This is a genomic window from Streptomyces triculaminicus (assembly GCF_017349075.1).
Lineage (GTDB): Bacteria > Actinomycetota > Actinomycetes > Streptomycetales > Streptomycetaceae > Streptomyces > Streptomyces triculaminicus.
Window position 1 is genome coordinate 967,541 of record NZ_JAFMOF010000004.1, and the last position, 13,492, is coordinate 981,032.

The following is a 13,492-nucleotide window of genomic DNA, read 5'->3' on the forward strand; positions in this document are numbered from 1 at the left end:
GGTAAGGGCACCGCCCAGCGCGGCCCACGAAGCGGGGGTGCCGTCCATATCGAGCAGGACGACGCGCCCTGGATGCTCCGACTGCGCCGAGCGCACCAGACCCCACACACCAGCAGCGGCGAGATCGGCCACTGGTTCGCCGTCGCCCGCATCGACCGCACCGCGCGTCAGGACCGCGAGGGGCACGCCCTCCCATCGCTCGTCCGCGAGCCAGTCCCGCAGGATCGGCAGTACGTCGGCCGCAGTCGCGCCCGCCACCGGCAGAGCCACCAAGCCGGGGAGTTCACCCACGGGTTCGTCGGCGGAGGCCATGCGTCGTACGACACCGCCTGCGGCCGTCAGACCCTCCGCGGCCCCTGGCACACCAAACGCATCGAGCAGAGCGACAGAGCCGGGTGCCGGTCCGTCGCCGTCGGTGCTCGGCAGCCTGGTCCACTCCAGACGGTACAGCGAGTCCTGTCCGGCAGAGGCGGCGGGCGCGGCGAATTGCTCCTGCTGGAGCGCGCGCATCACGAGCCGTTCGACGGAGATGACGGGTGCGTCGTCGCCGTCGGTGGCGCTCAGCGCGACGCCGTCCGTGCCGGTCGGACGGAGGTGCACCCGCAGCAGGCCCGCGCCGGAGGCGGCCAGGGTGACCCCGGACCAGGAGAAGGGGAGCCGAGCGGGCGCTTCCGCACTGCCGTCGCCTTTACCCTGAGCTGCGAAGACTCGTACGGCCATGGATTGGAGCGCGGCGTCGAGCAGTGCCGGGTGCAGCCCGAACCGCGCCGCCCGGCCCTCTTCCTCTTCGGGAAGGGCCACTTCCGCGAACACCTCGTCGCCGCGCAGCCACACCTCACGTACGCCTTGGAAGACGGGACCGTAGTGCAGCCCGATCGCATCGAGAGCAGCGTACATATCCTCGACCTCGGCCGGCACGGCGTCGGCCGGCGGCCACTGGGCGGGGTCGGCGTTGAGAGTGGCCGCCGGGCCCGTGGGGGTGAGGGCTCCGACGGCATGACGGGTCCACGCCTGGTCCGGCCACCCGGCGTCGGTGCCGGGACGCTCCACGCGCCCGTGCACCGCGAACGGCCGCCGCCCCAGCTCGTCGACTCCCTCCACACTGACCTGCAACTGCACCGCCTGCCCCGGCGGCAGGATCAGCGGCGTTTCCAGCACCAATTCCTCAAGATGCCCACAGGCGACCTGGTCGCCCGCACGTACTGCCAGCTCCACGAACGCGGTGCCGGGGACCACGACCTGCCCGTGGACGACGTGATCGGCCAGCCACGGGTGCGAGGCCTGCGAGAGCCGCCCGGTGAAGACCGTGCCCTCCCCGTCGGCAAGGTCCACCCCGGCACCCAGCAGCGGATGGCCGATGACGCCCAGGCCCGCAGCGCTCACATCGCCCGCGGCCAGCGAGACCCGCGGCCAGAACCGCTCACGCACGAACGCGTACGTCGGCAACTCGACGGTCCGCCCACCGGACGGGGCCAGAACAGCGGCCCAGTCCACAGCCGCACCCCGTGCATACGACGTGGCCAGCGCGGTGAACAGGGATTCGACCTCGTCACGGCCGGAGCGCAGCACCGGAACCGCCGCGTCACTCTCGGTGCTCTCCTGCACCATGGCGGTGAGTACGCCGTCGGGGCCCAGCTCCAGGAAGCGGCTGACGCCCTGGCTGTTCAAGTACTGGACGCCGTCGGCGAAACGTACCGCCTCGCGGACATGCCTCACCCAGTAACCCTGGGTCCGGATCTCGTCCGCGTCGGCGAGCTTCCCACTCACGTTGGAGACGATCGGTATGCGCGGGGCGTGGAAGGTCACCTCACCTGCCACGGCAGCGAATTCGTCGAGCATCGCGTCCATGCGCTGCGAGTGGAACGCGTGCGAGACCGTCAGCCGCTTGACCCGACGACCCGCCTCACGCCACATCGCCTCCAGCTCCGCGACCGCATCCGCGTCACCGGACACCACCACCGAGGTGGGCCCGTTGACCGCGGCGATGCCGACGCGACCTTCGTACGAGGACAGCGCCTCCGCGACCTCGGACTCCACACCCTCGACAGCAAGCATCGCCCCACCGGACGGCAACGCCTGCATCAACCGACCCCGCGCCGCCACCAGCGCGCACGCGTCGTCCAGCGACAACACACCCGCCACATGCGCGGCAGCCAACTCACCAATCGAATGTCCGAGGAGATAGTCGGGCGTGACACCCCACGACTCGAGGAGCCGGAAGAGAGCGACCTCCAGCGCGAACAGCGCCGCCTGCGTATAAACCGTCTGATCGATCCACTCCCCGTCGCCGAAGAGCACATCACGCATCGGACGCTCCAGCCGGGAGTCCAGCCGCTCCGCCACCGCATCCAACGCATCCGCGAACACCGGGAACGCCCCATACAGCCCCCGGCCCATCCCGGCCCGCTGCGCCCCTGCCCCGTGAACAAGAAAGCCGTCTTCCCCGGCACCATCGCACCGGTCACCACACCTGCCCCGGAACCACCCCCGGCGAGCTCCGCCAGCCGAACCAGAGCCGTCTCACGGTCCGGGGACAGCACCACCGCCCGGTGCTCCAGCACCGCCCGCGTCGTCACCAACGACAGCGCGAGATCGGCGGCCGTCAGGTCCTCCCGCTCCTCCACGAAGGCCCGCAGCCGGTCCGCCTGGGCCCACAGCCCTGCCGCCGACTTGCCGGAAATCACGAACGGCAGCACCGTCCCGGGCCCGGACTCCGCCTCCACGGCATCCGTCTCGGGCTCGGGCTCAGGCGCCCCCTCCAGGATCACGTGGGCGTTGGTGCCGCTCATCCCGAACGAGGACACACCAGCCCGCAGCGGCCGGTCCCCGACCAGCGGCCACGCCCGCTCCTCCGTCAACAGCTCGACCGCACCCGCCGCCCAGTCCACATACGGGGACGGCTCGTCCACGTGCAACGTCCGGGGCAGCACTCCATGCCGCATCGCCATGACCATCTTGATCACACCGGCAACCCCGGAAGCGGCCTGCGTATGCCCGATGTTCGACTTGACCGAGCCCAGCCACAGCGGCCGGTCCGCCTCCCGCTCCCGGCCGTACGTGGCAAGAAGTGCCTGCGCCTCGATCGGGTCACCCAGCTTCGTACCCGTACCATGCGCCTCGACCACATCCACATCAGCCGCCGACAACCCCGCATTCGCCAACGCCTGCCGGATCACCCGCTGCTGCGACCAACCGTTCGGCGCCGTCAGACCGTTCGACGCACCATCGGAGTTCACCGCCGAACCCCGCACCACCGCCAACACCCGATGACCATTGCGGCGCGCGTCCGACAACCGCTCCACGAGCAGCATGCCCACGCCCTCGCCCCACGCTGTACCGTCGGCCGACGCGGCGAACGCCTTGCAGCGGCCATCGCCCGCGAGCCCGCCCTGGCGGCTGAACTCGACGAACGCGGACGGCGTGGCCATCACCGTGACACCGCCGGCCAGCGCCAAGTCGCACTCACCGCCCCGCAGCGCCTGCACCGCCAGGTGCAGCGCCACCAGCGACGACGAGCACGCCGTGTCGACCGTCATCGCCGGACCCTCCAGGCCGAGCGTGTACGCGACCCGGCCGGACATCACTCCAGCCGCATTGCCGACGCCCTGGTGGCTCTCGCTGCCGTGCTCGGAGGCCAGGAGCAGCGGGAGGTAGTCCTGGCCGTTCGTGCCGGTGTAGACGCCGGTTCGGCTGCCGCGCAGCGTCGTCGGGTCGATGCCGGCGCGCTCGAACGCCTCCCAGCCCGTTTCCAGGAGGAGCCGCTGCTGCGGGTCCATGGCGAGGGCCTCGCGCGGCGAGATCCCGAAGAAGGCCGGGTCGAAGTCGGCTACGTCGGACAGGAAGGCGCCCTCGCGGACGTACGAGGTGCCCGGTGCGGCGCCCTCGGGGTCGTACAACGCGTCGAGGTCCCAACCCCGGTCGTCAGGAAAGAGCGAGGTCGCGTCCCTGCCCGCCAGCACCAGCCGCCACAGGTCCTCGGGGGACTCCACGCCGTGGGGGTAGCGGCAGCTCATGCCGACGATCGCGATCGGCTCGTCCGCGTCCGCGTCCGCGGTGCGGTGTACGCGCACGGCCTCGGCGGAACCGCCGAGGCACTCGGCCCGCAGATGCTCCGCGAGGGCGGCCGGGGTGGGGTAGTCGAAGATCAGGGTCGCGGGCAGGCGCAGACCGGTCGCGGCGTTCAGGGCTTCGCGCAGTTCGATCGCGGTGAGCGAGTCGAAGCCGAGTTCGGTGAACGCCCGGTGCGGTTCGACCGCCTCGGCGCCGCGCCGGTGGCCGAGCACCTCCGCGACCTGGTCCCGTACCGTCGCCAGGGCCACTGTCTCCTGTTCGGCGGGCGACAGACCCGTGAGGCGGGCGGCGAGTTCCGAGGCCGCGCCGCGGGGTGCGGTCGGCGCGGCGGGCCGACGATCGCGGGAGTCGCGTACGGCAGGCAGCTCGTCGAGGAGCGGGCGGGGGCGGGCTGCGGTGAAGGTGGCGGCGAACCGGGGCCAGTCGACGTCCGCGACCGCCACGCAGGTGTCGGCGCCGTCCACGGCCCGGCCCAGCGCGCCGACGGCCCACTGCGGGTCCATCGGCAGCAGTCCGCGCTTGCGCAGGTAGTCGCTGGTGGCGGCGGCGCCCGCCATGCCGTCGCCGGCCCACGGGCCCCAGGCGATCGAGGTGGCGGCGAGTCCGGCGGCGTGCCTGCGCTCCGCGAGTCCGTCCAGGAAGGCGTTCGCGACGGCGTACGCGGCCTGGCCACCGCTGCCCCATACGGCGGCGACGGATGAGAACAGCACGAACGCTTCCAGGGGTACGTGGACAAGCGCCTCGTGCAGGTTGACGGCGCCGGCCACCTTGGCTTCGAGCCCGGTCGCGAAGTCGGCGAGCCCGGTCTCCGCCAGGGGGGCGAAGGCGCCGGTGCCGGCCGCGTGGAAGACCGCCGTGAGCGGAAGGTCGTCCGGGATGTCGCACAGGAGGGCGTCCACCGCGGTCCGGTCCGCGACGTCGCAGGCGACGACGGTGACCTTGGTGCCGCGCGCCCGGAGTTCGGCGGCGAGGGCGGCGGCCGAGGGGGCGGTCGGGCCCCGGCGGCCGGCCAGCAGGAGGTGCGGGGCGCCCCGGTCCGCGAGCCAGCGCGCGACGTGCGCGCCGAGCGCGCCCGTGCCGCCGGTGACCAGGACGGTGCCGGACGGCTGCCAGGTGTCGGTGGCCGGGGCCTGGGGCGCGTCGACGAGGCGGCGCCCGAACAGTCCGGTCGGCCGTACCGCGATCTGGTCCTCGTCACCACTGTCGGCCAGCACTCCTGCAAGCCGTCTGCGGGTACGGGCGTCAAGCGGCCCGGCACCGGCGGGCAGGTCCACCAACCCGATCCAGCGGCGCGGGTACTCCAGGGCGGCGACCCGGCCGAGGGCCCACAGCTGTCCGCCGGGGATGCTCGCCAGTTCCTCGCCGGGCGCCACGGTGACCGCGCCGCGCGTGGCCAGCCAGAGAGGGGCCTCGATGCCCGTGTCTCCGAGCGCCTGGAGGAGGGTGACGGTACGGGCGACGCCGGCGGGCAGTGCCGGGTGGTCGGGGGCCAGTCGCTCGTCGGCGGCGAGGAGGGAGAGCACTCCGGAGAGGGGGACGCCTGCGGTGCTCTCCCGCAACCGACGTGCCAAGGACTCGCGTTCGATCGATGGGTCGGTCAGTACGAGTTCGCGTACGTCCGCGCCCGAGCCGGTCAGGGTTGCGGCACAGTCGCGCACCAGCACGGTGGCGGCGGACTTCTCGTCCGTCACCAGCAGCCAGGTGCCGGTCAGGTCGGGGGCGGCGGCTTCGGGGACGGGCTTCCAGCCGACCCGGTAGCGCCGGCCGTGGTCGTCGTCGGCGGTACCGGTGCGCTCGGGCGCGGAAGGCAGCAGCCAGTAGTGCTCGCGCTGGAAGGCATACGTCGGCAGGTCGACCGTACGTGTGCCGCTCGGCGCATGGACGGCGGCCCAGTCGATCGGGATTCCGCGGATGTGCATCAGCGCCACGGCCTGCCACCAGGAGCTGAGCTCGTCGCGGCCCGCGCGCAGCGTGGGTATCGCGACGGTCTGCGCATCGTCTTCGATGCTCTGGCGGGCCATGGCGGTCAGGACGCCGTCGGGGCCCAGTTCGACGAACTTGGAGACGCCTGCCGCGCGCAGGCTCCGCACGCCGTCGGCGAAGCGGACGGCTTCGCGAACGTGGCGGACCCAGTATTCGGGAGTCCGGATCTCGTCGGGGTCGGCGAACTCGCCGGTGACGTTGGAGACGATCGGCAACTGCGGGGCGCGGAAGGCCAGCTTCCCTGCCACGTCGGCGAACTCGTCGAGCATCGCGTCCATACGCGGCGAGTGGAAAGCATGCGAGACCGTCAGCCGCTTGACCCGACGACCCGCCTCACGCCACACAGCCTCCAGCTCCGCGACCACATCCGCGTCACCGGACACCACCACCGAGGTAGGCCCGTTGACCGCGGCGATACCGACGCGACCTTCGTACGAGGACAGCGCCTCCGCGACCTCGGACTCCACACCCTCGACAGCAAGCATCGCCCCACCGGACGGCAACGCCTGCATCAACCGACCCCGCGCCGCCACCAGCGCGCACGCGTCATCCAACGACAACACACCCGCCACATGCGCGGCAGCCAACTCACCAATCGAATGCCCGAGAAGATAGTCGGGCGTGACACCCCACGACTCCAGCAACCGGAAGAGAGCAACCTCCAGCGCGAACAGCGCCGCCTGCGTATAAACGGTCTGATCGATCGCGTCCCCCTCGCCGAAGAGGACTTCGCGGATCGGCCGGTCCAGCCGGGCATCCAGCCGCTCCGCGATGGAGTCCAGCGCCTCCGCGAAGGCGGGGAACGCCTCATACAGCCCCGGCCCATCCCGGCCCGCTGCGCCCCTGCCCCGTGAACAGGAAGGCAGTCCGGCCCTTGAGCGTCGCCCCGCTCTCCACGTACGCGTGCTTCTCGCCCCGCGCGAGCGCGGTGAGGCCCGCACGGAAGCCCTCGCGGTCGGCGGCGAGCACCACCGCGCGGTGGTCCAAGGCGGCTCGTGTCGTCGCCAGCGACAGCCCGATGTCGGCGGGGTCGTGGTGGGGCGCGGTGTCGAGGAACGTACGGAGCCGGTCGGCCTGGCCGCGCAGCGCGTGCGCCGTCTTCGCGGACAGCGGCCAGGGCACCAGGGGCACGGGGGCCGGAAGGGCGGCGGGTGGGTTCTGCCTGGCCGTGTCGGCGGGCTCCGGGGCCTCTTCCAGGATCACGTGCGCGTTGGTGCCGCTCACGCCGAACGCCGACACGCCGGCCCGGCGCGGCGCGGTGCCCTTCGGCCAGTCGCGGGCCTCCGTCAGCAGCTCGACCGCACCCGCCGTCCAGTCCACGTGCGGCGACGGGGCGTCCACGTGCAGCGTCCGGGGCAGCACTCCATGCCGCATCGCCATGACCATCTTGATGACACCGGCCGCGCCCGCCGCCGACTGTGTGTGCCCGATGTTGGACTTCACCGAGCCGAGCCACAGCGGCCGGTCCGCCGCCCTGCCCCGGCCGTACGTGGCGAGGAGCGCCTGCGCCTCGATGGGGTCGCCGAGCGTGGTACCGGTGCCGTGGGCCTCGACGGCGTCGACATCGGCGGCCGACAGTCGGGCGTTCGTCAATGCCTCGTGGATGACGCGCTGTTGGGAGGGCCCGTTGGGGGCGGTCAGGCCGTTCGACGCGCCGTCGGAGTTCATCGCGGAGCCCCGGAGCACGGCCAGTACGGGATGCCCGTTGCGCCGTGCGTCGGACAGCCGCTCGATCAGCAACAGCGCCACGCCCTCGCCCCAGCCGGTGCCGTCGGCGCCCGCCGCGAACGGCTTGCACCGCCCGTCGGCCGCGAGGCCGCGCTGGCGGCCGAACTCGGCGAACGCACCCGGGGTGGCCATGACGGTGACGCCGCCCGCGAGGGCCATCGTGCACTCGCCGGAGCGCAGCGCCTGCGCCGCGAGGTGCAGCGCCACCAGTGACGACGAGCAGGCTGTGTCCACCGACACCGCCGGTCCCTCCAGGCCGAGCGAGTACGCCACCCGGCCGGAGAGCACGCTGGTGGCGGCGCCGATCAGGGAGTAGCCCTCGAGGTCCTCGGACATCGACGTGGCGACCCCGTAGCCGGAGTTGGTGGCCCCGACGAACACTCCCGTACGGCTGCCGCGCAGCGACGTCGGGTCGATGCCCGACCGTTCGAGGCACTCCCAGGCGGTTTCCAGGAGGATGCGCTGCTGCGGATCCATCGCGAGGGCCTCGCGGGGCGAGATGCCGAAGAAGTCCGCGTCGAAGGAGCCCGCGTCATGGACGAAGCCGCCCTGCCGCGCGTAGGTCCCGGGCCCTTCGGCCTCCGCGGCGTACGGCCGCTTCGTGTCCCAGCCCCGGTCGGCGGGGAATCCGGAGATGCCGTCGCCGCCCCGCTCGAGCAGTTCCCAGAAGGCTTCGGGGGAATCGATTCCGCCGGGCAGCCTGCAGGCCATGCCGACGATGGCGAGGGGCTCGCGGCCGGCCGCGGTCAGTTCGCGGTTGAGGGCCTTGAGCCGCTCGGTCTCCTTCACGGAGCTGCGCAGGGCTTCGACGTACTGGTCGATGGTGGCACTCATGACGCGCGGGCTCCCTCGTCGGTGGCGTCGTCGGCGTCGTCGACACCGGTGGCGGAGAACAGTTTGAGCAGGCTCTCGCCGTCCATGGCGTCGAGCTCTTCCGCACGGACACCGGAGCCGGCCCGGTCGTCGGCGGCTGCCGCCTCGGCGGTGCCGGGCTGTCCGGCGTCGGCCAGGCGGAGCAGGATGTCCAGCAGGCCGGCCTCGCGGAGCCGGGCGGGCGGGATGGCGGCGACCGTGCGCATGATCCGCTCGTCTTCGGGCGACAGCGGAGACAGTACGGGGCCGTCCGCGGGTTCCGGAGCCAGCTGGGCCAGCAGTCGGCCGGTGAGGGCGTCCGGTGTCGGATGGTCGAAGACGGCCGTCGTGGGCAGCGCGATTCCGGTGGTCGCCTCGATGCGGTCGCGCATCTGGAGGGCGGACAGCGAGTCGAAGCCGAGGTCACGGAACGCCCGGTCGGCCTCGACGTCGGAGGCGTCCGCGTGGCCGAGGACCAGCGCCGCCTGCTCCAGGACCAGTTCGAGCAGGGCGTTTTCACGCTGCGCGAGGGGGAGCGCGGCCAGTCGGGCCCGCAGCGCGGTGGTGTCGGCCCGGAGGCCGTCGCCCGGGCCCGCGGCGGGCGGCCGGGCCTCGGGCAGCGCGGCCAGCAGCGGGCTCGGACGGGCCATCGTGAACGCGGGGGCGAACAGCGGCCAGTCGACACCGGCGACGGTCACGCACGCCTCGTCCCGCGTCACCGCGTCGCCCAGAGCGGTCAGCGCGGGTTCCACCGCCATCGTCAGCACTCCGCGTCGGCGCAGTTCGGCGGCCGTGGCGCCGTCCCCCATGCCGGGCCCGTCCCAGGCGCCCCAGGCGATCGAGGTCGCGGGCAGACCGGCGGCACGGCGGCGCTGGGCCAGCGCGTCCAGGTGGGCGTTGGCAGCGGCGTAGGCGCCCTGGCCCGCGCCGCCCCAGGTCGCGGCGGCGGAGGAGAACAGCACGAACGCGTCGAGCGCGGGGCTGTCGCACAGGGCGTGCAGGTTCTCCGCGCCGGTGGCCTTGGCGGCGAGCACGGCGGCCAGGCGACCGGGGGTGGTGTCCGTCAGCGGGCCGAGGTCCCCGATCCCGGCGGCGTGAACGACCGTGGTGACCGGTTCGTCGGCGGGCAGTCCGGCCAGCAGCGCGGCGAGTGCCTTCCGGTCGGCCACGTCACAGGCGGCCACGGTCACCTTGGCGCCGAGCGCGCCGAGTTCCGCGACGAGGTCGGCGGTGCCGGGGGCGCGGTCCCCCCGGCGGCTGGTCAGGACCAGGTGCCCGACGCCCCGCTCGGCGAGCCTTCGGGCCACGTGCCGACCGAGACCGCCCGTACCGCCGGTGATCAGGGCCGTGCCGCGTGGCCGCCAGGTGTCGGTGAGCGGGTCACCGGTGGCGCGGACCAGTCGGCGGCCGTACGTGCCGGTAGGCCGCACGGCGATCTGGTCCTCGCCGCCGCTGCGGGCGCCACCGATTCCGGCATCACCAGTGCCGGAAGCACCGCTGTCGGCCAGGAGCGAGGCGAGGAGGGTGCCGGTGTGCGCGTCGAGGATTTCCGGGAGGTCGATCAGGCCACCCCAGCGGGTGGGGTGTTCGAGGGCGGCGACCCGGCCGAGGCCCCATACGGCGGGACCGGCGGTGCCGTACGGCGCCTCGTCGGGGGCGACCGCCACGGCGCCGCGCGTCAGCGCCCAGACCTTGGCGTCACCGGCGCCGGGCGCCTGCGCGTCCAGGGCCTGAAGCAGCGCCAGGGTGGCGGTGATCCCGGCGGGAACGTGCGGGTGGTCGGGATCGGGCCTCTCGTCCAGGGCGAGCAGGGACAGCATTCCGGTCGGGGTGCCGGAGGCCCCGGCCTCCCGCAGGGCACGGCGGAGGGTGTCGGGGTCAGGCCCGGCCGGGACGCGGACGACGGTCGCGCCGTGCCGGGTCACGGCTGCCGCGCAGGCTTCCACGACGGGATCGTGGGTTCCGGCCGGCGGCTCGATCAGCCACCAGGTCCCGGTGAGGCGTGGCCGCGGTGCGGCCGGGAGGGGCTGCCAGTCGATGCGGTAGCGCCAGTCGGCCGGGCTTCCCACGCCCGGTGCCACCGGCCAGAACTGTTCGCGCTGGAAGGCGTACGTCGGCAGGTCCACCCGCGTACCGCCCCACTGGGCGAACACCCGGTCACGGTCGACCGCGACGCCGTGGACGTGCGCCGTGGCGAGGGCCTCGATCGCGGAGGCGGCCTCGTCCCGGCCGCCCCGCAGGACGGGAAGGGCGACGCTGGTGCGCGTACCGGCCTCGTCCGCGAGGCACAGCCGGGTCATGGCGGTGAGGACGCTGTCGGGCCCCAGCTCGATGAACTTGGTGACGCCCTCGGTGTGGAGGCACCGCACCCCGTCGGCGAAACGGACGGCCTGGCGGATGTGCCGGACCCAGTAGCCGGGGGTCCGGATCTCGTCCGCGTCGGCGAGCTTCCCGGTCACGTTGGAGACGATCGGCAGCTGCGGGGCGTGGAAGGTGACCTTGCGTGCCGCGGCGGCGAATTCGTCGAGCATGGCGTCCATACGCGGTGAGTGGAAGGCGTGCGACACCGTCAGCCGCTTGACCCGCCGACCCGCCTCGCGCCACCCGGTCTCCAGCTCCGCGACGACATCCGCGTCTCCGGAGATGACCACGGAGGTGGGCCCGTTGATCGCGGCGATGCCGACACGATTCTCGTACGAGGCCAGAGCCTCCGCGATCTCGGGCTCCTCGCCCTCGACGGCCAGCATCGCCCCACCGGCAGGCAACGCCTGCATCAGCCGACCACGCGCCGCCACCAACGCGCACGCGTCGTCCAGCGACAACACCCCGGCAACGTGCGCGGCAGCCAGCTCACCGATCGAATGACCCAGCAGGAAGTCAGGGGTGACACCCCACGACTCCATGAGCCGGAACAGGGACACTTCAAGGGCGAAGAGCCCCGCCTGCGCGTAAACCGTCTGATCGATCCACTCCCCGTCACCGAAGAGGACCTCCCGGACCGGACGCTCCAACCAGGAGTCCAACCGCTCCGCCACCGCGTCCAACGCCCCCGCGAAGACGGGGAACGCCGCGTACAACTCGCGACCCATCCCGGACCGCTGCGCCCCCTGGCCGGAGAACAGGAACGCCACGTCTCCCGGCGAGGCGAAGCCTCGCACCACATGGGGGGCCTCCTCGTCGCCGGCCAGCGCGGACAGGCCGGCCAGGAATCCGGCGCGGTCGGCGGCCAGGACCACCGCCCGGTGGTCGAGGGCCGCCCGACTGGTGGCGAGGGAGTGGGCCACGTCGATGTCGGCGAGGTCGGGCGAGTCCGCCAGGAAGGAGGCGACGCGTTCCGCCTGGCCGCGCAGTCCGGCGGCCGAGCGTGCGGAAACCAGCCACGGGAGCACGGACGGCCGTGCCGCGGCCCGCACCGCGGGCTCGGCCCGTACCTCGGGGGCCTGCTCGAGAACGACGTGCGCGTTGGTGCCGCTCACCCCGAACGACGAGACGCCCGCCCGGCGCGGGCGCCCGCCGGTCTCCCACGGCCGGGCCTCGGTGAGCAGCTCGACCGCGCCCGCCGTCCAGTCCACGTGCGACGACGGTTCGTCCACGTGCAGGGTCCGCGGCAGGACGCCGTTGCGCATGGCCATGACCATCTTGATGATCCCGGCGACGCCGGCGGCGGCCTGGGTGTGGCCCAGGTTCGATTTGACGGATCCGAGCCACAGCGGCCGGCCGGCGTCCCGCTCCTGGCCGTAGGTGGCGAGGAGCGCCTGCGCCTCGATGGGGTCGCCGAGCGCGGTGCCGGTGCCGTGCGCCTCGACCGCGTCCACGTCGGCGGGCGTGAGGCGGGCGTTCGTCAGGGCCTCCCGGATCACGCGCTGTTGGGACGGTCCGTTGGGCGCGGTCAGGCCGCTGGAGGCGCCGTCCTGGTTGACCGCGCAGGACCGGACCACCGCCAGGACCTCGTGTCCGTTGCGCTGCGCGTCGGAGAGCCGCTCGACCAGCAGGACGCCGACGCCCTCGCTCCATGCGGTGCCGTCGGCGGCCGTGGCGAACGACTTGCAGCGGGCGTCCGTCGCCATGCCCTCGTCGAACTCCGACCCTGCGAACATCGTCGGGGTCGCCATCACGGTCACCCCGCCCGCCAGCGCCAGGTCGCACTCGCCGCCGCGCAGCGCCTTCACGGCCAGGTGCAGGGCGACCAGGGACGAGGAGCAGGCCGTGTCGAGGGTGATGGCCGGACCCTCCAGGCCGAGGGCGTACGCCACCCGGCCGGACAGCACGCTGCCCGCGTTGCTCGTCCCGACGAAGCCCTCCAGCACCTCGGGCACGGCGTGCAGGCCGACCGCGTAGTCGTGGTACATCGCCCCGGCGAAGACTCCCGTACGGCTGCCGCGCAGCGACAGCGGGTCGATGCCGCCGCGTTCGACGGCCTCCCAGCTCGTCTCCAGGAGGAGCCGCTGCTGCGGGTCCATGGCGAGCGCCTCGCGCGGCGAGATCCCGAAGAATCCCGGGTCGAAGCGCCCTGCCTCGTGCAGGAATCCGCCCTCACGGGCCGCCGCCCCCGCGAGCGCGCCGAGGTCCCAGCCGCGGTCGGTGGGGAAGCCGGAGACGGCGTCACCGCCCTCCGCGACCAAACGCCACAGGTCCTCGGGCGAGCGGCAGCCGCCCGGATAGTGGCAGCCCATGCCGATGATGGCGATCGGCTCGACCGCCCGGTCCTCCAGTTCGCGGATCCGCCGGTTGGACTCGCGCAGCTCGGCAGTGGCTCGCTTGAGGTACTGGAGGAGCTTCTCCTCGTCGGGCATCGGGGATCTCTCTTTCGGGTGCGGTAGGACCACGTGACCTTCATGAACCGGGATGGGAGCCGGCC

General features: G+C 73.2%; 1 protein-coding gene and 1 pseudogene. Both read right to left on the reverse strand.

The window, feature by feature from the left end; translation table 11 throughout:
• Nucleotides 1–3 precede the first annotated feature (3 nt).
• A pseudogene (locus tag J1792_RS35190) lies at nt 4–8,616 on the reverse strand (type I polyketide synthase); the annotation flags it as partial.
• On the reverse strand, nt 8,613–13,427 hold the full coding sequence (locus J1792_RS34630; RefSeq protein WP_242646627.1) for a type I polyketide synthase: 4,815 nt from the start codon (nt 13,425–13,427) through the stop codon (nt 8,613–8,615). The pseudogene J1792_RS35190 and the gene J1792_RS34630, both read right to left, overlap by 4 nt.
• Nucleotides 13,428–13,492 lie beyond the last annotated feature (65 nt).

Coding starts and splice junctions, on each gene's coding strand:
- J1792_RS34630 (WP_242646627.1), bottom strand. CDS start 13,427: ATGCCCGACGAGGAGAAGCTCCTCCAGTACCTCAAGCGAGCCACTGCC.